We start from the raw sequence: 21,359 nt of genomic DNA, 5'->3' as shown, positions 1-21,359 counted from the left end.
AGTGTTTCGGCGGCCATAGCGAGAGGGAAACGCCCGGACACATTCCGAACCCGGAAGCTAAGACTCTCAGCGCCGATGGTACTGCAGGGGTGACCCTGTGGGAGAGTAGGACACCGCCGGACTTCTTTGTAGGAGGGCCGCCCATTCGTGGGCGGCCCTTCTTGCGTTAATGCGCGGCCGCTCTGCTCCACGCGCGGTCCAGCCCACACTGTGACGGCTCCTTGGGCGTCGCAACATGCCGCTGGGCCTTCCCTCTCGGTGCTAGTCGGAGTTCCAGACCTGCTCATAGGGGTACTGGTCTCGGATGTGCCGTGCGAAGTAGCCGCCAAGGCTCTCGGCACCGAGGAGCTCGGCGTGAACTAAGGGTGGGACCTCGAAATACCGATAGATGGCGCCGCCGTCGAACTCGAGCTCCAGGACGAAGGCGTCCTCGTCGTATCCGATTGATACGAGGACGGTGCTCGTGACGGGGTCGCGTTTCATGTCCTCGTCCCTTGGCTAAAGGCGGGCTAGGGCTCCGTCGGGAAGGATGGCGCTCGGTTGGTGGATTCGCGGTTCTGCTCATTCGGGATGCCCTGGAGCATGAGATGAGAGTAGCGGCCTGCCGCTGTGGGTGGCTGCGGGAAGCGATCGTTGGCCCCCGCGAGGGAGGTCGACCTGCAGTATCTCGGCGAGCGCGGTGTCCAAAGATGCCATTCGCATACCTAGTTGCGGTCATCGCCCTAGTTTCGAAGGGCACGCGGTCCACCTACGACTACACGCCGGAAATGTACATTGTTGTCTACCTGGGCTTGGCTAGAGTCCAATCGTGTTTTGGGGCGAATACATACCGAACTGGTTGTCGGCGATATTCACTGGTCTCGGCCTTATCGCAGCTAGCGGGGCGGCGTTCTATGCCTGGCGTGCGATCACACACGAGGATGATCGCGAAGAGCGACGCGCCGCTGCCGGTCTGGCGGCCTGGTGGGCTCATGGTGATCTCGATGGCAAGGATGTCTGGGGGATAGTTGTGATCAACACGGCGCCGGCCGTGTTTCACGATGTCCAGGGCACGGCGGCGGGGAACAAGAATCCCAAGGCGCGTTATCCGATCGAATTCCGTGTTCTTCCGCCGGGAACGTTCTTCGTTGAATCGCTGTCGATAGGCGCGGCCAAGCCATGGGGAGTCAAGCAGGTTCTGCCGGCGCCCGATGTCCTCTCTCCGTTGACCGATGCGGATACACGCCGAGTCCGACGGATTGACTTCCGTGATTCCGCAGGGCACGAGTGGACTTGGGAGCCAACGACAGGATTAGCTCGCCGCGCTGCGATGCCGCGGAGTGACGACCTGATCAGGCAGGGCGCGTAGAAACTACGCCGTCGCCGCAGCCGGAGCCTCGAGACACAGGTGGCGGCCGCCGCTCCTCCCGATCTCTGGACGGGGCAGTAATCAACTTCTGGACTGGACGAGACTATTGACTGTTCACTGAATGGATAGAGCTGGCCAACTTCGTAGAAATGAGAAACGGAATGCCGCGGACGAGAAGCACCGCCGAGCAGGCGGCTACCAGGTACCACGTGTTCCGCTGGCTCGATGGGCAGCTCGCTTCTGGTAAATGGGAGTTGACCCGGGCTGAGCTTGAGAACTATTCGTTCGAAGGCGAGCGGATACCGCTTCTAGATCGGAACCGCGGAATCCGTAACCCGGCAGACTTCACCTCGAGCCTCACTGTGATGACAAGTGCTAAAGGTCACCCATATGAAGACGCAGTATTGGACGGTGGGATGATCCGCTATTCGTACCGTGCTCAGGATGGTGGCGACAACAAGAAGCTCGTTGCCGCTTTCCAACACCGCGACCCCATCGTCTACTTCCAGGGAATCCGCAACGGTGTGTACGTCGCTCACTATCCGGTCTACATCGTCGAGAATCTGCCCGAACAGCGATGCGTCATGCTCGCAGTGGATGAGATCTTCCGGTTCTTCGGAGATCCGTTGAAGATGACAGGAGACGCGCGCCGGTACTCGGAGCGCATAACGCGCGCTCGACTTCACCAGCCACTTTTCCGCGCTCGCGTAATGCACGCCTACGAAGGAACGTGTGCGGTCTGCTCACTGAAGCATGCAGAACTTCTCGACGCCGCGCACATCGTCGGCGACCTCGAAGACGGTGGGCTTGCGATCGTCCAGAACGGCCTCGCGTTATGCAAGATCCATCACGCTGCTTACGATCGCAACTTGCTCGGCATCACACCTGATTACGAGGTGCGCATCGATCGCGACCTTCTGGACGAGGTCGATGGCCCGATGCTCAGGCACGGCCTTCAGGACATGCACAGACGTGCGCTGAGCGTCCCGCAGCGAAAGGTGGACTGGCCTGATCGGCACCGACTTGCGGCACGCTTCGAGCAGTTCAACGGCGCGTAAAGTCCACCTGCGGGTCGACGGGGGTATCGGGCCATCTCGCGGACAGAACGCGCACGAGTTCAGGGGTGGCCGGGTGTGTGGCTTCTGCCGCCTGAGTGAGCAACGTGCCTTTGCAAGTAGGCAATGGTGCGCTCGGTATTGAAGCCGAGCGGTGCCATGGCTTTGAGGTAGTCGCTCGTGAGCTCTGCGAGCTTTCGGTGCGTCTCGTTCCCAGTGAGATCCTCGGCGACGGTGGTGCCGTTTCGCCCTTGCGTTTGTAGGTATCCGGCCGACTCGAGCTCCTTGTAAACCCGTGCGACGGTGTTCGGAGCGAGCTCCAAATCGCTCGCAAGCCGGCGCACGGACGGAAGCTTGTCGCCCGGTGCGAGTTCACCGGTGCCGATCTGCGCGATTAGTTGGTCGCGCAGCTGTTCGTAGAGCGGTGAGGGCAGCGACGGGTCGATGGACAGCACGTTGGCCAGCATGTCACGCTCCGCCACACTGGACGAATGACCAAAGTCATTCCTGTAGTCGCCGCGGTCATCACCCGTGGCGACAAGGTGCTCGCCTGCCGGCGGAATGCCGACCGTGAGGCGGGCGGATTGTGGGAGTTCCCGGGCGGCAAAGTCGAGCCGGGGGAGCCGGCAACCGATGCTCTGGTGCGCGAGATCCGTGAGGAGCTGGGGGTGGGCATCCGTGTCGGTGAGTTGCTCCACCGCGGCCTCACGCCAGTGAACGGACGGCTCGTCGACCTCAGCTGCTACTGGGCAACGCTGACGGATGCTGCGCCGTCGGTCAGCATCGATCACGACAGCATCAGCTGGTTCCGCCGGGAAGAACTGCACGACGTCGAATGGCCGGAGCCGGATCAACCGGCTGTGGAGCTGCTGGCGAATGGGGTTGGGATTCCAGCGGACTCGGCTTCGACAAGCTCAACCGACGGCATCCTCGACCCTCTCGTCGACCGGATGCTCGCGCTCGCCGACGCGCAGGCATCCGGCGGTCGTGCGCTCCTCGGCATCGTCGGCGCTCCGGGCGCCGGCAAGTCGACGCTCGCCGCTGCTCTGGCACAGGGCGCAGCCGAACGGGGTCGCGGGCACGAGGTCGCCGTGCTGCCCATGGACGGCTTCCACCTCGCCGACGCCGCACTCACTCGACTCGGGCGGCTTGATCGCAAGGGCGCCATCGACACGTTCGACGGCCACGGGCTGGTCGCGCTGCTGCGCCGCATCCTCGACGAGCGCGACCACGTCGTGTATGCGCCGGCGTTCGAGCGCGACCTCGAGCAGCCCATCGCGGGGAGCATCCCGATCGAACCGGCCGCCCGGGTCGTGATCGTGGAGGGCAACTACCTGCTCGACGAGGAGGAGCCGTGGCGGGGCATCCGTTCACTGCTCGCCGAAGGTTGGTTCGTCGAGACCGGCGACGAGGTGCGTGTGCCGAGGCTGGTGGCGCGCCACGAGCGATTCGGCAAGAGCCCAGCGGATGCCCGCGCCTGGGTCGAGCACGTCGACGAGCCGAATGCGCGGCGCGTGGCATCCGCTCGCGGGCGCGCTCACCTCGTGGTGAACCTGTAGCGCACTAGCCTTGCAAGCGCGGAGGCCCACGAGCACCGCGATGGAGGAGACCACGACGATGCCGGCCACGATGCACGATGTCGCCCGGCTTGCTGGCGTCTCGATCAAGACCGTGTCGAACGTGATCAACGGATATCCGCACATCCGCCCAGCCACCAAGCAGCGGGTCGAGGATGCCATCGAGCAGCTCGGTTACCACCCGAACCCGACCGCGCGCAGCCTTCGATCCGGACGCACGGGGATGATCAGCCTCGTGATCCCTGAGCTGCGCAACGCATACTTCGCGGAGCTTGCCGACTCGGTCATGCGGGCTGCAGCCGAGCACGACCTCTCCGTGCTGATCGAGCAGTTCGCCGACTCCCGTGAGAGCGAGTTGGCTACGCTGCAGAAGCCGCGCACGGCGATGGTGGACGGCATTCTCTACAGCGTCCTGGCGCTCGAACAGTCCGACGTCGACGTGATCGACGGCATCGAGATGCCCCTCGTTCTGCTCGGCGAGCGCATCTTCAACGGGCCCCGCGACCACGTCACCATGCAGAACACCGAGGGCGTGCGGGCGGCGACCGAGCACATCCTCTCGCTCGGACGGCGACGCGTGATGGCCCTCGGCGCCCACCCGGGCGAGGTGATCGGATCGGCCGGGCTGAGGCTCGAGGGCTATCGGCAGGCGATGGATGCCGCGGGGCTGCCGATCGACGAGAACCTCATCGTCAACGTGGGAACCTGGCACCGCAAAGACGGTGCAGAGGCCATGCGGGCCTTCCTCGACAAGGGCATCGACTTCGATTCGATCGTCGCGTTCAACGACACGCTCGCGCTCGGCGCCGTGCGCGTGATGCAGGAGGCGGGCATCCGGGTTCCCGACGATGTTGCAGTGATCGGCTTCGACGACGTGGACGAAACGCGGTACTCGATACCCACGCTGTCGACCATCGATCCGGGACGCGACGAGATCGCTCGGAGGGCCGTCGACATCCTTCTCGACCGCATGGAGAAGGATGCCAAGGCCGAGGAATCCGCGCAGGAGATCGACGTTCCGTTCCAGCTCGTGATCAGGGAATCCACCGGAGGCTGAGCGCCGGCATCCCTTGAGCTCGGCCGCGTTCTCAGGGCGAAGCCGAGACGTGCTTGGGCGCCCCTGAGTGCCGTCATCGCGACCCTGAGTCTGGTCGCACGACGGGACCATAGTGCACAGGCGAGTACACCGGGTGAGCGGATGGGGCTGACCTGAGCCCGGCGCAGCGCCGTTTCCTGATCGTGATCTTTCGCGTTTGACATCCGTCTGCAGCGCCCCGCATCATGTCTTCTACAACGTTATATACAACGTTGTAGAACGTGGTCATCCTGCAACCGGCACCCGATCGATCGGCGCTGCGGGACGCGGACAAAGGTGTCAACACCGAAAGGGAATCCAATGAAGAAGCTCCTTGGAGTGGGCGTGGTGGCTGCGTTGGCCGCCGTCGCGCTCACCGGATGCTCTGGCAGCGCGAGTGCGTCGAGCTGCCAGAACACGATCGTCAACAAAGACGCCAAGCAGGTCACGATGTGGGCCTGGTACCCGAAGTTCAAGCCGGTCGTCGACCTCTTCAACAAGACGCACAAAGACGTTCAGATCTGCTGGACCAACGCCGGCGCAGGTGCCGACGAGTACAACAAGTTCACGACGGCGATCAAGGCCGGTTCGGGCGCTCCCGACGTGGTCATGCTCGAGTCGGACGTGGTGCCGAACTACATCGCCGACAATGCGATCGTCAACCTGAGCAAGTACGGCGCAGACAAGGTCAAGGACAACTACTCGACCGGCGCATGGGACGACGTCTCCAAAGACGGCGCGAACTACGCCATCCCGGTCGACGGCGGCCCCGTCGGCATGCTGTACCGCCAGGACATCTTCGCGAAGTACGGCATCACCAAGGCTCCGACCACGTGGGACGAGTTCGAGGCAGACGCTCAGACCATCAAGGATGCCTCAGGCGGCAAGACCCTGATCACCGACTTCCCGGGCAACGGCGGCGCGTACCAGAGCGCTCTGTTCGCTCAGGCCGGCTCGGCGCCGTTCGAGCTCACCGGCAAGTCGAGCATCAAGGTGAACCTGAACGACCAGGCGAGCAACAAGGTGCTCGGCTACTGGAACGACCTCGTGCAGAAGAAGCTCGTGGGCACCGAGGATGCCTCGACCACCGACTACAACACGCACCTGGTCAACGGCAAGTACGCGGCAGTGATCGCCGCCGCCTGGCTGCCCGGCTACCTGCAGGGCTTCACCGGCGCCGACAAGAACGCGGTCTGGAAGGCGGCGCCGATCCCGCAGTGGGATGCCGCCAACCCGACCCAGGTCAACATCGGGGGGTCGGCGTTCTCGGTGAGCAAGCAGGCTAGCGACCCGAAGGCGGCGGCCGAGGTCGCCCGCGACATCTTCGGCACGGAGGCGGCATGGAAGATCGGCATCGAGCAGGCCGCCCTGTTCCCGCTGTGGAAGCCCATCCTGCAGTCGGACTACTTCACTCAGAAGCAGTACGCCTTCTTCGGAGGTCAGCAGATCAACCAGGATGTCTTCCTCAAGGCTGCGACCGACTACAAGGGCTACCAGTGGAGCCCGTTCCAGAACTACGTGTTCGACAAGCAGGGCGACGTGCTCCAAGCCCTGAACAAGGGCAAGTCCACGCCGTCCGCCGCCCTCTCGACGTGGCAGTCGAACGTCGTCTCGTACGCGAAGCAGCAGGGATACACGGTCAGCCAGTGACCTGACCCGCCAGCCCGGTCGCGCGCGCAACACGTGCAGCGCGGCCGGGCCGGCGGCATCCGATCGAAAAGGACTCGAACATGACCCAGACCGCTGCGCCCGCGCTGCCCAGGGCGAAGACCAGGCGGCGCGACATCGTCGCCGCACGGCGCGCCAGATGGGGCTGGTTCTTCACCGCCCCGTTCGCCCTGCTGCTCGCTCTCTTTCTCATCATCCCGCTCGTCTACGCGTTCATCCTGAGCCTGCAGAACACGACGCAGGTCGGCGGAACCAGTTGGGTCGGGCTGGCGAACTACGCGAAAGCGTTCACGGATCCGCTGTTCCTCGACGGCGTCTGGCGCGTCGTGCTGTTCTCGGTCGTGATGATCCCGCTGCAGATGATCATCGCCCTCATCGCAGCGCTGCTTCTGGATGCCCTCTCCAGCCGCTTCGGCAAGTTCTCGCGGCTGATGATCTTCATGCCTTACGCGGTGCCGGTCGTGATCGGCGCACTCATGTGGGGCTTCTTGTACAGCCCGAGCTTCGGCCCCGCGCAGGAGGTCTTCGGATGGTTCGGCCTGCAGGCACCCAACTTCTTCGCCGACAACACGGTGTTCTGGTCGCTGACCAACATCGTCTCGTGGCAGTGGTCGGGCTACTACATGATCATCCTGTTCGCGGCGCTGCAGGCGGTCGACCCCTCTATATATGAAGCCGCGCGGGTCGACGGTGCGAGCCCCTTCCAGGTGGCGTTGCGCATCAAGATCCCGATGCTCACCTCGTCGCTCATGCTGGTGCTCGTCTTCGCGCTGATCGGCACGCTGCAGTTCTTCAACGAGCCGCAGATGCTTCGCGGCATGTCGAACGGATCGATCACCTCGCACTACACGCCGAACATCTACGCCTACACGGTCTCGTTCGGATACCAACAGTTCAACTACGGCTCCGCCCTGGCATTCGCGCTCGGGGTCGTGGTCTTCATCGGGTCGTACCTCTTCATGTTCGCGACCCGCGGCAAGAACGGATTGCTCAAATGACCACTGTGGCGCCCGTCGCCGAAGTCCAGGCGCAAAGAGCAGAGAAGCTGGCACCGCAGCGGGAACGATTCCAGCGCGCCGGCAGGGGCAGGCGCCGACCGAGCGTCATCGTGCACGTCGCGCTCGTGGCGTTCATGGTCTACTTCGCGCTGCCGTTCTGGTGGCTCATCGTCGCAAGCTCGAAGAGTCAGGCCACGCTGTTCGACGGCAAGACGAGCCCGCTCTGGTTCGGCGGAAGCTTCGACCTGTTCGCCAACATCAGCGCGCTGTTCACCTACTCCAACGGGCAGTACGCGCAGTGGCTGGGCAACTCGTTCGTCTACGCCATCCTGGGCGGCGTAGGTGCGACCGTCGTCTCGGTCCTCGGCGGCTACGGGCTGTCGATGTACGCCTTCCGCGGGCGCCGCATCTTCTTCGCCATCGTTCTCGGGTCGGTCATGATCCCCGGAACCGTGCTGGCCATCCCGCTCTTCATCATGATGAGCGGCGCACACCTGACCAACACCATCTGGGCCGTCGTGCTGCCGTCCATGCTCAACCCGTTCGGCGTCTACCTCATGAAGGTGTTCACCGACGAGGCCATCCCGCTCGAGATGATCGACGCAGCACGCGTCGACGGTGCAGGGGAGCTCCGCATCTTCGCCCGCGTCGCCCTTCCGCTCATGCGGCCGGCTGTCGTTACGGTGCTGCTGCTCGGCGTAGTGGGAACCTGGAACAACTACTACCTGCCGCTCGTCATGATCTCGAACCCCACGCTGTACCCGGTCACGGTCGGTCTTGGCGCGCTGCAAGCCCAGGCGCAGGTGAACACCGGGGGCCAGTCGCTCTGGAACCTCGTGATCACGGGCGCACTCATCTCGATCATCCCGCTCATCGTGTCGTTCCTGTCGCTGCAGAAGTACTGGCAGGGCGGACTCTCGCTGGGCAGCGTCAAGTAAGGAACACCATGCTCAACGCCCGTATCTCGATCGACCGCACCGCTGTGGTCGCCCCGATCAACCGCCGCATCTTCGGATCGTTCGTGGAACACCTCGGCCGGTGCGTGTACGACGGCATCTACGAGCCGTCGCACCCGACCGCCAACGAAGACGGATTCCGTCTCGATGTCGTGGAGCTCGTGAAGGAGCTCGGGTCGAGCACGATCAGGTATCCGGGCGGCAACTTCGTCTCGGGCTTCCGCTGGGAGGACTCGGTCGGGCCGCGTGAGGAGCGTCCGGTGCGCAGGGACCTCGCCTGGCACTCCCTCGAGACGAACCAGGTCGGCGTCGACGAGTTCGCGCGCTGGCTCAAGCTGACCGGCTCGGAACTCATGATGGCCGTCAACCTCGGCACGCGCGGCATCGAGGCGGCCCTCGACCTGCTCGAATACTGCAACCATCCGTCGGGTACCGCGCTGAGCGACCAGCGGATCGCCAACGGAACGACGGAGCCGCACGACATCCGCATGTGGTGCCTCGGCAACGAGATGGACGGGCCGTGGCAGACGGGCTACATGACCTCCCACGACTACGGCACGCTCGCCGCGCGCACCGCGGCCGCCATGAAGATGGCCGACAAGAATCTCGAGCTCGTGGTGTGCGGATCGTCCGGATCGGGGATGCCCACGTTCGGCGACTGGGAGCGCACGGTGCTCGAGCTCGCCTACGACCACGTCGACTACATCTCGTGCCATGCGTACTACCAGGAGCGCGGCGGCGACCTCGACTCCTACCTGGCGTCGTCGCTCGACATGCAGTACTTCATCGACACCGTCGTAGCGACGGCCGACCACGTCGGCAACAAGCTGCGCAGCCGCAAGAAGATCAAGCTGTCGTTCGACGAGTGGAACATCTGGTACCTCGACGAGCACCGCGACTCCGACGAGGTGAACGACGAGTGGCGCTACGCGCCGCGTCAGCTCGAGGATGTCTATTCCGTCGCGGATGCCGTCGTGCTCGGCAACCTGCTCATCACGTTGCTGAAGAACCACGACCGCGTGGCATCCGCTTCGCTCGCGCAGCTGGTGAATGTGATCGCCCCGATCATGACCGAGCCGGGCGGGGACGCGTGGCGGCAGACCACCTTCTTCCCGTTCTCGGTGACGAGCCGACTCGCTCGTGGCGAGGTGCTCGTGCCGCGCATCGAGGCCGGAACCTACTCCACCGCGGTGTACGGAGATGCGCCTTTGGTGGATGCCGTCGCGACCGTCGACGAGGACGCCGCCGCCGTGTTCCTCGTGAACCGCAGCAGCTCCGAGCCGACAACCGTGAGCATCGACGTGCGCTCACTGGGTGTCTCGCAGATCACCGAGGCGACCACGCTGCACGACGAGGACGTGTACGCGAAGAACACGCTGCTCGACCAGAACCGGGTGGGGCTGCGTGACCTGGAGGGCTCGACCCTGGTCGACGGCGTGCTCACCGTGACGCTGCCGCCCGTGTCGTGGTCGGCGCTGGCCCTGGCGTGATGGGCCTGGCCCGGCCGTGCCATCTTCGGGCGGCCATGTCCACGCCGCGGGAAATCGGAGATCTGCCGCGACACGCCGGCGGGACACGGATGGCGCCCGCGTGTCAGCCCCGATCTCCGATTTTCGGAGGGTCGGCGGCGGCGCGGTGACGGATACGGCAGGCATCCGTCTGTCGTGAGGAGGGGCAGGCATCCGTCTGTCGAGAAGTAAGAGGGAGGACAACGATGTTCAGAATTCGCTCCAGATTCAAACGAGGCCTGCTGACCGCGCTCGCCACGGTCGCGTGCGCGGGGGCCGTGCTCGGAATGAGCGCGGCGCCGACGTCGGGACATCCGGTCGGGGCGCATCGCGTTCCCGTGAGCGGGGATCTCGTCGTGCACGACCCGGCGCTGGTCGCCGGGCAGCACGGCCAGCCGTGGTACGTGTACTTCACGGGCGATCCGTCGATCAACGATGGCAACATCCGCATTAAGCAGTCGACCGACGAGGGCCACACCTGGCACGACCTGGGAACGGTGTGGAACACGAAGCCGCAGTGGCTGAAGACCTCGGTGCCCGGTGTGACCAACCTATGGGCGCCGGAGATCTACCAGCACGACGGCACCTACTACCTGTACTACGCCGCTTCGAGCTTCGGATCGAACAACTCGGTGATCGCCCTGGCGACCAACACAACGCTCGACCCGACCAGCAAGGACTACAAGTGGGTTGATCGCGGTGCGGTGGTGACGTCGACGACTGCGAATGACTACAACGCCATCGACCCAGCCGTCGTGCAGGACGCGAACGGTACGCCGTGGATGGCTTTCGGGTCGTTTTGGAGCGGCATCCGCATGGTCAAGCTGTCGTGGCCGAGCGGGGAGCGTGCGGATGACTCCGTGCCGCTGCGCATCGCCGACCGCCAGTCGCCACCGAATGCCATCGAAGGCGCGACGGTCATTCCGCACGACGGCAAGTACTACCTGATCGTCTCGCGCGATTTCTGCTGCCAGGGAGTGAACAGCACCTACAACATGGCGGTGGGTCGGTCGGACTCGGTGACCGGGCCGTATGTAGACAAGAACGGAACGCCGATGCTCGACAACGGCGGCACGCCGCTCCTGTCATCGAAGGGGTCGGAGATCGGTCCTGGCGGGGAGTCGTATTCGAACGGATACCTCGCGTGGCACTACTACGACGCCAACAACAACGGGACCCCGACACTGGCGCTCGCCAAGCTCGGCTGGGGTGCAGACGGCTGGCCCACCCTGGGCTGAGCCGACCTGCGGCCGCCGGCATGACGGCGGGCCGCTGAAGGAGCCAGGGGCGCGGCGGGAGCATGCCGCGGCCCTGGCTCTCGGCGTTCGGTGCCCGTGATCGGGTGCGGATGCCGTCAACGCTTGCCGGCAGGCTGCCTGATCGCAGCGTTGATGCGGTTCCACACGTTGATCGTGCCGATCGAGAACAACAGCGCAGCGATCTCGCGCTTACTGAACACAGAAGCCACCTCGTTCCAGAGATCGTCCGGCACCGGATCGGCCCTGTCCGCGACCCGGGTCACCGCCTCTGTGAAGGCAAGCGCGGCCCGCTCGCGCGCGGTGAAGTACGGCGCCTCTCGCCAGGATGCCGCGGCTGCGATCCGCTCGTCGCTCGCGCCATCCACCTCGCGCAGCTCGCGCGTGTGCTCCACCGTGCACCAGGAGCATCCGTTGATCTGACTGGCCCTCAGAGTGACCAGGTGCACGATCGCGGCCGGCAGATCGGTTGATCCGGCTACCTTGTTCATTGCGCTGAGGGCATCCATTCCGCCCTCGAGCAGAAAGGCGGGATGGGGCATGCGTGCCCTCACTTCGACGATGGTGTCGCCTTCGGGTGACTGCGTAGTGTCTGTCATGGCGTCTCCTCTTTCTTGATCTCGCATCTGGCGATGCCGCCTCGGACATGGACTCGAATGTCACATCGTCGGGTTGCTGACGGTCATAACGGCGGCACACGGATGACCCGCCACCGGAAGGAAACGTGACATGCCTCGTCAAGAAGATCTCGCCGAGCGATTCGAGGTGCATCGAACGCGACTGCACCACCTCGCCTTCCGCATGCTCGGATCAGACGCCGAAGCAGATGACGCGGTGCAGGAAACCTGGTTGCGGCTGTCGCGAACCGGCGATGACGACATCGAGAACCTCGGTGGATGGCTGACCACGGCCGCCTCGCGCGTGTGCCTGAACATGCTGCGCTCACGATCGATGCGCGCCGAGACGGACTATGACGAGGCGCTCCCGGACCCCGTGGTCGAGGCGCTGAGCCCGCTCGGCGATCCAGAGGCATCCGCCCAGCTGTCGGACGCGGTCGAAACCGCTCTTGTGCTCGTGCTCGACCGGCTGTCACCCGCAGAACGCGTGGCCTTCGTGTTGCACGACACGTTCGACGTACCGTTCGAGCAGATCGGCGAGCTACTCGACCGCGCTCCCCAAGCCGCACGGCAGCTGGCGAGTCGTGCGCGGCGACGCGTGCGGGCGAACTCCCGGGGAACGGATGCATCGGGCGGGCCGAGCACGCGCCGCCTTGTGGATGCGTTCTTCGCCGCTGCTCGTCGCGGCGACTTCGATCAACTCGTTTCGGTGCTCGCTCCCGATGTGATGCTGCGAGTCGACGGGGGCGCTTCGGCGTCGGTCATCGTGCGGGGCGCCGTCGAGGTCGCTTCACGTGCCCTCATGTTCGCGAACCCAGTTGCCGAGCTGCGGCCGGTGCTCGTTGATGGGGAGTCGGGTGTGCTCGTGCTCGTGGACGGTCGTCCGTCCTCGCTGATGGCCCTCCACTCGGATGGCGAGCGAGTGACCGGCATCGATGCGTACGCGGGCGATCGGTTGGCACAGATTCAGTTGCCCGGGTGAAGCGCGCCCGTCGCGATCACCACCGCATACCCCTCCAGTGCCGTGTCCACAGCCGGCACGGCTGCGTCGATCCCCGCCTCACGTGATCGCACGGCTCCACGTAGGTGCTCAGCGGCGAGTACACGTTCATCAGAACCTCGCAATCGCAGCATGCTCCGCTCGTATGCAGTCGCCGTTCCAGTGCCGTCGCACGGGGAGCAGTGGCATCCCGGTAATTCTGCGCAAACCGAAGTGAGCCGTCACAGGAAGCCCCGTGCAGCATGCGGTCGAGGTAACAGGGAAGGCATTCGCCTGGAACGGGATCGGTCAATGAGTGGGCGGCAGTGCGCAGCAGTTCCTCCGCCTCGTCGTCGATAGAAGAGTCCATGCCGGGAGTCTGTCGGCGGCCGATGCCGATGATCACGGAGAACCGGGCGAATGTGAACGACGGACGCGAACGGGAGGGTGTGGGGGACTGGCCTGACGGTCGGTGGGGGGTGCGTTGTAGTAGAACTGACAGCACTGTTATATTAGCGCTGTGACGTCTCCGGTGAACCCTGATCCCGATCCAGCGCACGCCGGTCCGGCGGACGATCAGACGCGCTCCCGTCCTCGTCGCGTGGAGGAACTGCCGAGCACGTGGCGTCCGATCAAGGCGGTGCAGCAGCGCATGGAGGCGGGAATCGCTTGCGCGTACGAGCGGCTTGGCATCGAGGGTGTACGGCCGCGGTTCAGCATGGCGCTCATGTTCCTCGCCGACGGCGGCATGAGCATCCGTGAACTGGCGGAGCGCTGCGGCGTGACGCACTCGGCGATGAGCCAGTCCGTCGCAGCGATGCGCAAGGCGGGGCTGGTCGAGTCGCAGGCCGGAATGGATGCCCGCAGCCGCGTCGTGTCGCTCACCGAGCGAGGCAGGGAGGTGGCCTCGATCTTCTGGCGCGAGTGGTATGCGACCGAGGCTGCCGTGCGAGACGTGGCACACGAGGCAGGCTTCGACCTGGAGGCGATCGCCGTTGCGATGGGGGCGGCGCTCGACCGGCAGCCCTTCGCGGAGCGAGTGCTTAGCCATATGCGGGCCGAGGGGTGAGCCCTTCGACGAGCTCAGGACGGCGTCCTCCGACGAGCTCAGGTCAGCGCCTCCGGGACCACCTGGTGGATGTTCGGCCGCTGCGCGACATCCCTGCCTTCCGTGCGTTCTGGATCGGAACGACGGTATCTGGCTTCGGCAGCCAACTCAGCGGCTTCGCGCTGCTGTACTACGTGTGGGAGCTCTCGCACTCTGCGGCTCTGGTGGGGCTGACCGGCCTGGTTCGGGCCGTGCCGCTTGCGGTCTTCGGTCTCGTCGGCGGTACCCTCGCGGATCGGATGAACCGCCGCACCCTGCTGCTGATCGTGAGGCTCGCGCAGCTGGCATCCGCGGCCTCACTCGCAGCGGTCGTGCTTCTGGGCGTTGCGGACGTCCCGATCGTCTACGCGTTCATGGCCGTCGGCGCTGCGCTCGGATCCGTCGGGGCGCCGGTCGCTCAGACCTTCGCACCGCGCCTGCTCGACGGGGAGCGCCTGGGCGCCGGGCTCGCCCTCATGAGGCTGTCATCGCAGGTCGGCATGCTGGTCGGACCGTTCGTGGCTGGACTCCTGGTGGACTTGGTCGGCGTGGGGCTGTGTCTTGTCGTGGATGCCGTGACATTCCTCGCCGCTCTGTGGGGCATCCTCAACCTTCCGACCGAAGTGGGCCAGCCGCAGCGCGACTCGACCGTCGGCCGATCGGGCCGCGGCATGTTCGCGGCTGTGCGCTATCTCGCTCGTACTCCTGTGCTGATCGGTGCGTTCGTCGTCGACCTCAACGCGACGGTGCTCGCCATGCCCGCTGCTCTGTTCCCTGTGATCAACGCCGAGCGCTTCGGAGGGTCGCCCGTGACGCTTGGGCTCATGCTTCCCGCGATCGGGCTGGGCGGCATCCTTGCGGGCATCTTCTCCGGTCGCATCACGCGTCAGCCCCGGCAGGGCGTCGTGATGGTCGCGTGCTGCGCAGTGTGGGGCGCGGGAATGGCGTTGTTCGGGCTCGCCGGATGGCTGCCTCTCGCGTTGCTCGGTCTGTTCGTCGCCGGAGCCGCCGACACCGGCACCGTGGTCAGTCGCGGCACCATCCTGCAGCGCAGCACGCCGGATGCCCTGCGCGGCCGCATGAACTCGCTCGACTTCCTCGTCGGCGCGGGCGGGCCCGGCCTGGGGGATCTGCGGGCGGGCCTCGTGGCATCCGCTACGTCTGGTGCGATCAGTGCCGCTTCGGGTGGTGTGGCGTGCGTCATCGGCGCTGGGGTGATCGCGTTGGCGATCCCGAGCCTGCGCGGGTGGCGAGCGGATGCCGGGAAGTTCGATGCGGCCAGCGCGTCGGGCGTGCCCAGCGCGTCGGGCGTGCCCAGCGCACCGGGCGCACCCTGAGCACCGGGCGAACCGGGCGAGTCTGCCGTGTGAGGGGGGTCCTCTGTTCGCTCCCGCCGGGCGCGAGCATCCGAAAATCGGAGATTCGTCGCGACACGCCGGCGTTGCCGCCGACATTGCGGCGCGTCGGCGCGAATCTCCGATTTTCGACGAGCGGCCTGGATGTTGCGCGCACAGCCGCTGGGGACCTGCCGTCATTTCGGCCTACCGCGCGCCCGTAGAATTGGGATACCAGACGCGAGTCGCCGGCATCCGCCCGCCGTGTCGCATCCCACCCCCAGGAGTCCACGTGGCTTTGATCGTGCAGAAGTACGGCGGTTCGTCGGTTGCCGACCCCGAGAGCATCAAGCGCGTCGCCAAGCGCATCGTGGAGACGCGCAGGGCGGGCAACGACGTGGTCGTCGCCGTGAGCGCCATGGGCGACACGACCGACGAGCTGATCGATCTCGCGCACGAGGTGACGCCCATTCCCGATCCGCGCGAACTCGACATGCTGCTGACCGCGGGGGAGCGCATCTCGATGGCGCTCCTCGCCATGGCCATCACGTCCATGGGCTACGAGGCACGCTCGTTTACCGGCAGCCAGGCGGGCATGATCACGGATGCCAGGCACGGCGCGGCGAGGATCGTCGACGTCACGCCCGGGCGCATCCGCGAGGCGCTCGACGAGGGCGCGGTCGTGATCGTGGCGGGCTTTCAGGGCTTTAGCCGCGAGTCGCGCGACATCACAACGTTGGGCCGCGGTGGATCCGACACCACAGCGGTTGCGCTGGCGGCGGCGCTCGAGGCATCCGTCTGCGAGATCTACACGGATGTCGACGGCGTCTTCACCTCAGACCCCCGCGTCGTGCCCATGGCACGCAAGATCGACTACATCACGAGCGAAGAGATGCTCGAGCTGGCAGCAGCGGGCGCCAAAGTTCTGCATATACGCGCGGTGGAATATGCGCGTAGGCACGGGGTGACGCTGCATGTACGGTCCTCGTTCAGCAATGCGGAGGGCACGTACGTGCTCAACGAGGCATCCGATGACTACGCCGCGCGGCTCGCCGCACTGCGTGAAAAGCTCCAGGAGAAGGGCAAGACAGTGGAAGAGCCGATCATCGCCGGAGTGGCCACCGACCTCAGCGAGGCGAAGATCACGGTCGTGGGCGTGCCGGACGTTCCAGGCAAAGCCGCCCTGATCTTCAAGATCGTGGCCAAGACCAATGCGAACATCGACATGATCGTGCAGAACGTGTCGGCGGCAGCCACGAGTCTCACCGACATCTCCTTCACTCTGCCGAAGGGCGACGGGCAACGCGTGCTGCAGGCCCTGCGATCGGAGCAGGACGAGGTCGGATTCAAGTCGCTGCAGTACGACGACCAGATCGGCAAGCTCGCCCTGGTCGGCGCAGGCATGCGCTCGAACGCCGGTGTCTCGGCCGCACTGTTCGACGCGCTATACGTCGCGGGCATCAACATCGAGATGATCTCGACCAGCGAGATCCGCATCTCCGTCGTCACGCGCGCCGACACGGTCGCCGAGGCGGCACGCGTCGTGCACAAGGCGTTCGGCCTCGACGGGGACAGCGAGGCAGTCGTCTACGCGGGCACCGGCCGCTAGAGCCCGGCCCGTCGGGCACTGTGGCCGCTCTAGCCCGCCGCCGCATGCGCTGCCTGCCGGAACCTTCCGTCGCGGGACCGTGCTAGCGTCACGCCATGCCGCGCCCCAAACCCCTGCAACCGCCGCGCATCGATCCGCTCGTGCTTGCGGAACTCACGGATGCCGACCCCTCCGCGCTGCGCCCGCGTCGCGTCCACGAGGCGCTCCGCTTCGCCCCGACGGCAGAGGACTCGCAGATACTCGCGGGTGCCGATCTGCCGAGCGTCGGGCTATCCGAATGCGAACTCGTCGGACTGGAGCTTTCCGAGGCTCGTCTCATCGACTCGAGGCTGCGCGAAGCGCGGCTCGACCGAGTGACTGCATCCGTGCTGGCGGCTCAGGGCGGCGACTGGCGTGACGTCGAGGTGCGCAGCTCCCGCCTCGGCGCCGTCGAGCTGTACGAGAGCACCTGGAACTCCGTGCGCCTCAGCGGGTGCAAGCTCGGGTTCGTGAACCTGCGGGCATCCGAGTTGATCGACGTGTCGTTCGAGGACTGCACCATCGACGAACTCGATCTGGGCGGTGCGAGCGCGACCCGCGTTGCGTTCAGCGGGTGCCGCATCGGCGTGCTCGAGGCATCCCACGCGCGCTTGGCCGACGTGGACCTCCGCGGTGCGGACCTCGAGGTCGTGCGGGGCATCTCCTCGTTAAATGGTGCGACGGTCTCATTCGAGCAGCTCATCACCTTGGCTCCCGCGCTTGCGGAAGAACTTGGATTGCGGGTCGACTGAGGGGGCGCTGCTTGCCCTCAGCGCGCCAGGGCGCTCAAGGTCTTCGCGTACTCGGTGTAGCCATCCGCCGTCGGATGGTAGGCGTCGAACCCCTTCAGCACGAACCACGGCTTCTTCGCCGTGAGCCCATGGCCGCTGAACGAGACGTCGACGAAATGGATGTCGGTGCCCGCCTGCCGCTGATTCGCCACCGCCTTCGCGATGGTCGCGTCGAGCGAGGCGACCGCAGTGTCGACCGCGATCGCGGACGACACCTCGGCCGAACCAAGGGTGTCCTCGTTGATCACCGGCAGGTCGTAGAACAGCGGATAATCAGCGACGAGTATCCGCGCGTGCGGTGCGGCCTTGGCGATGGCCTTGTAGGTCTTCGCGAGCTTGGCGGGCAGCTGGTGGAGCAAGGCGACGGACGTCGCCACTGCCGCCTTGCACGCGGTCGTCTCGCCGAGCTCGCACGCGGGCGGCAGGGCGCTCACGCCCAGGTCGTTGCCGCCGATCGTGATCGTGACCAGGTCGATCTGTGGGTCGAGCGCGTCGATCTGCCGCTCGAGCACGTCGGTGGTCGTCGCGCCCGAGCACGCCACGAAGCGCGAGAGCACGACAGTCTTCGACTTCGCCAGCTGATGCGGAAACGCTTTAGGGCTGCGCATGCAGCTGCCGCTCGCTTCTCCACCACCGAGCCCGGAGGAGTATGAGTCGCCGAGCGCCGCGTACCGCAGCGGGTCGGACGGCGTTCCCGCCCGGAACGTCGAGGTCGGCGTCGGGGTGGGCGCAGGGGTGGCGGTAGCCGGAACGTCGGGGGATCCGGGGCCATCGTCGTGCGTGGAGCGGGACTGCGAGCATCCGGAGACGGCCAGCAATAGAGCGGACATCAGCAGCGCGGCAGCGGCGGCGCGCACCCGGGCCGCATGGGATCGTGTGCGCATCCTGTGAGGGTAGTGCAGGCATCCTGGAGAGCGGTGGACGGCTGCTGAGCACTCGCCGCGGAACAGCGGATGCGGTGCGACGCTACGGCGCCTGCTCGAGCCGGCAGACGCGGAACCCCGTATCGACGGATGCCGTCGCCTCCTCGCTCCGCGCCCGAAGCCGCTCGCCAGCACGTCGCATCCGCTCGATCGTCACGTCGGCGATCGTCCCGAACCCGGCGGCAGCCGCCTCTGACCGCGGCGGAACGGGATCGTCGAGCTGCACGAGCACGAACCTGCGCCGGCCGCCATCGTCGGCGTTCTGTTCCATCACCGCCTGGCCGGTCGTGCCAGAGCCGGCGAAGAAGTCGAGCACGATGTCGTTGTCCGACGTGGTGACGGCGATCAATGTGCGCAGCAACGCGACGGGCTTGGGGGCGTCGAAGAGCCGGCGCATCCCGAGGTCGTCCAGGTCGCGCTGGCCCGTCATGGTGCTTGGCCCGATGATCACGTCTTTCAAGGTCATGCCGTCGACGTCTCGAACCTTCGTGCGGATGCGCAAGGTGCCGCCGGTCACATCGAACTCGAGATCGTCGCTGTGCTCCAGCACGCGCGCTCTGCTCCATCTCCAGGCGTGCCAGCGCAGGCCGGGCCGGTGGTTCGGATGCGGCATCGCCGTCACGAAGCCGGCGAACTCGGTGTCGTCGTCGATGTCGGTAACGAGCACCTCACCCGTGCCCGGGTGATAGTGGATGCGGAACACCATGGTCGGGGCCGTTCGCTCGTTGAACCGCGAATTGGTGTTGTAGAGCTCGTTCTTGGTGACGTACGGACCCTTCGCGTCGTACTTCAGCGCATAGTCGGCGCGCCGGTACACGGCAGGCATGAGGGCGTGCAGATCGGCAGCCGAGCCGCGGAATCGTGCGACGGCATCCGCATTCCTTGCGAAGCAGATGATGTACTCGTGCGTGCCGGCCGGGCCGCCCCCCGAGATCTGCCTGCCCTTCAGATTGCTCACCCACACGATGGTCGCGATCACGTTGCGGGCGCCGAACACCTCAGACAGCAGCAGCTTCAGCTGCGCCACCTCATTGGAGTCGATGCTGACGAAGCCGACACCGTCGTCCGCGAGCAGGTCTCTCGCGAGCAGCAGCCGCGGATACATCATGCTGAGCCACGCCGAGTGGAACCGACCGTCGGCTCCGTCGTCTCCGGAGTCCTCGTCGAGGCTGTCCTCGACGTCGTCCTCGAGCAGTGCCCCACGGCGGAAGGCGCGCACACTCACTGCGAAGTCGTCGTTGTACACGAAGTCGTTGCGCGTGTTGTAGGGCGGATCGATGTAGATCAGCTTCACCGCTCGGCCGTGCGTCTCGCGCAGCAGCTTGAGTGCCTCGAGGTTGTCCCCGGCGATGAACAGGTTGCCGGTGGATGCCGCGTGGACGGATGCCGAGGCATCCTCCCGCAGTCGAGTGGCGGCCGGAGTGCCTGCGGCGAGGGCAGCCGCCCGTTTGCCCGGCCAATCGAGTCGATAGCGCTCACGCGGGCCTTCGACGAGCCGGCCGGCCAGCTCCTGACGCAGCAGGTCGAAGTCGACCGCCCGCCGTGGCTGCCCGGTCTCGTCGATCTCCTCGGTGACGACGTGAGGGAAGAGGCGCGCTACGGCTTCGACGTTGGCCGCTGTTCCACCCATCGCTCCGTCCGCAGTGTCGCGGGGCGTATCGGGCTGTCCCACTCGTGTTCCTCAGCGCTGATGTTCGCGGTCGATCTCCGGCTGTTGAACACCCTAGCGACGTGGCGCCCGCTCAGCCGCGAGGGCGCAGGCGCAGCCCGGACATGCCGCCGTCGACCTCGATGGCCGTGCCTGTCGTGGAGCCCGCTGCGGGGCTCGCCAGATAGGCGACGGCGTCGGCGATCTCGTCGGCCGACACGAGGCGTCCGTGCGGCTGGCGGGCCTCCAGTGCCGCACGTTCGGCGGCGGGATCGGGCGCGGCATCCAGCAGACGTGCCACCCACGGAGTGTCGGCAGTGCCAGGGCTGACGGCGTTCACACGGATGCCTTCGCCCAGGTGGTCTGCGGCCATGGCGCGCGTCAGCGCCAGCACCGCGCCCTTCGATGCGGAGTACAGGGCGCGTTGAGGCAGGCCCGCGGTCGCGGCGATGGATGCCGTGTTGACGATCGCTGCGGCCGGTGACGTGCGCAGATGGGGGAGCGCGGCGCGCGAAACCCGCACCATGCCGACGACGTTCACATCCAGCACGCGGTGCCACTCCTCATCGGAGTTGGCCGCCACATCGCCTTGGGCTCCGATGCCGGCGTTGTTGATGACGATGTCGAGGCGGCCGAACTCTTCCACGACACGTCGAACCCCGGCGACAACGGACTCGTCATCGCTCACATCCACCTGTACGGCGAGATCGGCGGCTGGAGCGTGCGACGCGAGGTCGAAGACCGCGACGCGCGCGCCATCCGCTCTCAGCCGCCGCGCGATCGCGGCGCCGATGCCGGATGCTCCTCCCGTCACGATGGCGACGAGGCCGGTGAAGTCGCTGGCCATCCGCTTCCTTTCGGTCTGCTCGGGCCGCATCGCCCGAGAGGTGAACATGAGACGTGAACATCCGA

Annotated in this window: 20 protein-coding genes, 1 rRNA gene and 1 pseudogene; 15 read left to right on the top strand and 7 right to left on the bottom strand. The window is 66.0% G+C overall.

Annotation, left to right across the window (positions count from 1 at the left end):
• Positions 1–5 precede the first annotated feature (5 nt).
• A 5S ribosomal RNA gene (rrf, locus tag ACO2Q7_RS17085) occupies positions 6–122 on the top strand.
• A gap of 139 nt (positions 123–261) precedes the next feature.
• Here the strand turns inward: rrf and ACO2Q7_RS17080 are convergent.
• Positions 262–483 (bottom strand): KTSC domain-containing protein, encoded by a 222-nt coding sequence (locus ACO2Q7_RS17080; protein ID WP_423356909.1) that lies wholly within the window; start codon positions 481–483, stop codon positions 262–264.
• A gap of 325 nt (positions 484–808) precedes the next feature.
• Here ACO2Q7_RS17080 and ACO2Q7_RS17075 point away from each other — a divergent pair, with 325 nt between their 5' ends.
• Positions 809–1,348 carry a hypothetical protein gene (locus ACO2Q7_RS17075; protein WP_423356908.1) on the top strand — a complete coding sequence of 180 codons (540 nt, stop codon included), beginning with the start codon at positions 809–811 and terminating at the stop codon, positions 1,346–1,348.
• 209 nt (positions 1,349–1,557) lie between these two features.
• Complete coding sequence (locus ACO2Q7_RS17070; protein ID WP_423356907.1) at positions 1,558–2,406, top strand: HNH endonuclease; 849 nt, start codon at positions 1,558–1,560, stop codon at positions 2,404–2,406.
• A gap of 59 nt (positions 2,407–2,465) precedes the next feature.
• Here the strand turns inward: ACO2Q7_RS17070 and ACO2Q7_RS17065 are convergent, their stop codons facing one another.
• Positions 2,466–2,870, bottom strand: a complete 405-nt coding sequence (locus tag ACO2Q7_RS17065) for a GntR family transcriptional regulator (protein WP_423356906.1) — start codon at positions 2,868–2,870, stop codon at positions 2,466–2,468.
• A 24-nt stretch (positions 2,871–2,894) separates the two neighbouring features.
• Here ACO2Q7_RS17065 and ACO2Q7_RS17060 point away from each other — a divergent pair, with 24 nt between their 5' ends.
• From ACO2Q7_RS17060 to ACO2Q7_RS17030, 7 genes are all read left to right on the top strand, one after another.
• Positions 2,895–3,962, top strand: a complete 1,068-nt coding sequence (locus ACO2Q7_RS17060; protein ID WP_423356905.1) for a nucleoside/nucleotide kinase family protein — start codon at positions 2,895–2,897, stop codon at positions 3,960–3,962.
• Positions 3,963–4,020: 58 nt separating this feature from the next.
• A complete protein-coding gene (locus ACO2Q7_RS17055) occupies positions 4,021–5,037 on the top strand; it encodes a LacI family DNA-binding transcriptional regulator (RefSeq protein WP_423356904.1) in 1,017 nt (338 codons plus the stop codon).
• Between the two features lie 339 nt (positions 5,038–5,376).
• Positions 5,377–6,705 (top strand): ABC transporter substrate-binding protein, encoded by a 1,329-nt coding sequence (locus tag ACO2Q7_RS17050; RefSeq protein ID WP_423356903.1) that lies wholly within the window; start codon positions 5,377–5,379, stop codon positions 6,703–6,705.
• Between the two features lie 80 nt (positions 6,706–6,785).
• Entirely contained in the window at positions 6,786–7,721 is a 936-nt protein-coding gene (locus ACO2Q7_RS17045; protein WP_423356902.1) for a carbohydrate ABC transporter permease, read from the top strand.
• Positions 7,718–8,659 carry a carbohydrate ABC transporter permease gene (locus tag ACO2Q7_RS17040; RefSeq protein ID WP_423356901.1) on the top strand — a complete coding sequence of 314 codons (942 nt, stop codon included), beginning with the start codon at positions 7,718–7,720 and terminating at the stop codon, positions 8,657–8,659. The genes ACO2Q7_RS17045 and ACO2Q7_RS17040 overlap by 4 nt, the downstream gene beginning before the upstream one ends.
• An 8-nt stretch (positions 8,660–8,667) precedes the next feature.
• Complete coding sequence (locus ACO2Q7_RS17035) at positions 8,668–10,167, top strand: alpha-N-arabinofuranosidase (protein ID WP_423356900.1); 1,500 nt, start codon at positions 8,668–8,670, stop codon at positions 10,165–10,167.
• A 224-nt stretch (positions 10,168–10,391) separates the two neighbouring features.
• Positions 10,392–11,423, top strand: coding sequence for an arabinan endo-1,5-alpha-L-arabinosidase (locus ACO2Q7_RS17030; RefSeq protein ID WP_423356899.1), 1,032 nt, complete (start codon positions 10,392–10,394; stop codon positions 11,421–11,423).
• 116 nt (positions 11,424–11,539) lie between these two features.
• Here ACO2Q7_RS17030 and ACO2Q7_RS17025 read toward each other — a convergent pair whose 3' ends face one another.
• A complete protein-coding gene (locus tag ACO2Q7_RS17025) occupies positions 11,540–12,040 on the bottom strand; it encodes a carboxymuconolactone decarboxylase family protein (RefSeq protein ID WP_423356898.1) in 501 nt (166 codons plus the stop codon).
• A 130-nt stretch (positions 12,041–12,170) separates the two neighbouring features.
• On the opposite strand from ACO2Q7_RS17025, the gene ACO2Q7_RS17020 reads away from it, so the two are divergent.
• Positions 12,171–13,040: a sigma-70 family RNA polymerase sigma factor gene (locus ACO2Q7_RS17020; protein WP_423356897.1), complete on the top strand. Its 870-nt coding sequence runs from the start codon at positions 12,171–12,173 to the stop codon at positions 13,038–13,040.
• A gap of 136 nt (positions 13,041–13,176) precedes the next feature.
• Here ACO2Q7_RS17020 and ACO2Q7_RS17015 read toward each other — a convergent pair.
• Positions 13,177–13,407 (bottom strand): annotated as a pseudogene (locus ACO2Q7_RS17015) (DUF2695 domain-containing protein); the annotation flags it as partial.
• Between the two features lie 150 nt (positions 13,408–13,557).
• Between ACO2Q7_RS17015 and ACO2Q7_RS17010 the strand changes: the two are divergent.
• The 4 genes from ACO2Q7_RS17010 to ACO2Q7_RS16995 all read left to right on the top strand — a co-directional run bounded on the left by ACO2Q7_RS17010 (position 13,558) and on the right by ACO2Q7_RS16995 (position 17,837).
• Positions 13,558–14,106 carry a MarR family winged helix-turn-helix transcriptional regulator gene (locus tag ACO2Q7_RS17010; RefSeq protein ID WP_423356896.1) on the top strand — a complete coding sequence of 183 codons (549 nt, stop codon included), beginning with the start codon at positions 13,558–13,560 and terminating at the stop codon, positions 14,104–14,106.
• A 65-nt stretch (positions 14,107–14,171) separates the two neighbouring features.
• A complete protein-coding gene (locus ACO2Q7_RS17005; protein ID WP_423356895.1) occupies positions 14,172–15,461 on the top strand; it encodes an MFS transporter in 1,290 nt (429 codons plus the stop codon).
• A gap of 289 nt (positions 15,462–15,750) precedes the next feature.
• Positions 15,751–17,067 (top strand): aspartate kinase, encoded by a 1,317-nt coding sequence (locus tag ACO2Q7_RS17000; protein ID WP_423356894.1) that lies wholly within the window; start codon positions 15,751–15,753, stop codon positions 17,065–17,067.
• A gap of 95 nt (positions 17,068–17,162) precedes the next feature.
• Positions 17,163–17,837 carry a pentapeptide repeat-containing protein gene (locus ACO2Q7_RS16995; RefSeq protein WP_423356893.1) on the top strand — a complete coding sequence of 225 codons (675 nt, stop codon included), beginning with the start codon at positions 17,163–17,165 and terminating at the stop codon, positions 17,835–17,837.
• 17 nt (positions 17,838–17,854) lie between these two features.
• Here the strand turns inward: ACO2Q7_RS16995 and ACO2Q7_RS16990 are convergent, their stop codons facing one another.
• The 3 genes from ACO2Q7_RS16990 to ACO2Q7_RS16980 all read right to left on the bottom strand — a co-directional run bounded on the left by ACO2Q7_RS16990 (position 17,855) and on the right by ACO2Q7_RS16980 (position 21,294).
• A complete protein-coding gene (locus ACO2Q7_RS16990; protein ID WP_423356892.1) occupies positions 17,855–18,760 on the bottom strand; it encodes an SGNH/GDSL hydrolase family protein in 906 nt (301 codons plus the stop codon).
• 82 nt (positions 18,761–18,842) lie between these two features.
• The gene (locus ACO2Q7_RS16985; RefSeq protein ID WP_423356891.1) at positions 18,843–20,471 is read right to left on the bottom strand and encodes a site-specific DNA-methyltransferase; all 1,629 of its coding nucleotides are present in this window, start codon (positions 20,469–20,471) and stop codon (positions 18,843–18,845) included.
• Between the two features lie 70 nt (positions 20,472–20,541).
• A complete protein-coding gene (locus ACO2Q7_RS16980) occupies positions 20,542–21,294 on the bottom strand; it encodes an SDR family NAD(P)-dependent oxidoreductase (protein WP_423356890.1) in 753 nt (250 codons plus the stop codon).
• Positions 21,295–21,359 lie beyond the last annotated feature (65 nt).

The organism is Rathayibacter sp. KR2-224 (assembly GCF_049446075.1).
Classification (GTDB): Bacteria; Actinomycetota; Actinomycetes; order Actinomycetales; family Microbacteriaceae; genus Humibacter.
Note: the sequence above shows the minus strand (reverse complement) of the source record. Positions and strands in the feature narration are given on the sequence as shown.

Bases quoted from the DNA above. Each gene is read 5' to 3' on its own strand.
- ACO2Q7_RS17080 (WP_423356909.1), bottom strand. From the start codon at position 483: ATGAAACGCGACCCCGTCACGAGCACCGTCCTCGTATCAATCGGATAC.
- ACO2Q7_RS17065 (WP_423356906.1), bottom strand. From the start codon at position 2,870: ATGCTGGCCAACGTGCTGTCCATCGACCCGTCGCTGCCCTCACCGCTC.
- ACO2Q7_RS17060 (WP_423356905.1), top strand. From the start codon at position 2,895: ATGACCAAAGTCATTCCTGTAGTCGCCGCGGTCATCACCCGTGGCGAC.
- ACO2Q7_RS17055 (WP_423356904.1), top strand. From the start codon at position 4,021: ATGCCGGCCACGATGCACGATGTCGCCCGGCTTGCTGGCGTCTCGATC.
- ACO2Q7_RS17050 (WP_423356903.1), top strand. From the start codon at position 5,377: ATGAAGAAGCTCCTTGGAGTGGGCGTGGTGGCTGCGTTGGCCGCCGTC.
- ACO2Q7_RS17045 (WP_423356902.1), top strand. From the start codon at position 6,786: ATGACCCAGACCGCTGCGCCCGCGCTGCCCAGGGCGAAGACCAGGCGG.
- ACO2Q7_RS17040 (WP_423356901.1), top strand. From the start codon at position 7,718: ATGACCACTGTGGCGCCCGTCGCCGAAGTCCAGGCGCAAAGAGCAGAG.
- ACO2Q7_RS17035 (WP_423356900.1), top strand. From the start codon at position 8,668: ATGCTCAACGCCCGTATCTCGATCGACCGCACCGCTGTGGTCGCCCCG.
- ACO2Q7_RS17030 (WP_423356899.1), top strand. From the start codon at position 10,392: ATGTTCAGAATTCGCTCCAGATTCAAACGAGGCCTGCTGACCGCGCTC.
- ACO2Q7_RS17025 (WP_423356898.1), bottom strand. From the start codon at position 12,040: ATGACAGACACTACGCAGTCACCCGAAGGCGACACCATCGTCGAAGTG.
- ACO2Q7_RS17020 (WP_423356897.1), top strand. From the start codon at position 12,171: ATGCCTCGTCAAGAAGATCTCGCCGAGCGATTCGAGGTGCATCGAACG.
- ACO2Q7_RS16995 (WP_423356893.1), top strand. From the start codon at position 17,163: ATGCCGCGCCCCAAACCCCTGCAACCGCCGCGCATCGATCCGCTCGTG.
- ACO2Q7_RS16990 (WP_423356892.1), bottom strand. From the start codon at position 18,760: ATGCGCACACGATCCCATGCGGCCCGGGTGCGCGCCGCCGCTGCCGCG.
- ACO2Q7_RS16980 (WP_423356890.1), bottom strand. From the start codon at position 21,294: ATGGCCAGCGACTTCACCGGCCTCGTCGCCATCGTGACGGGAGGAGCA.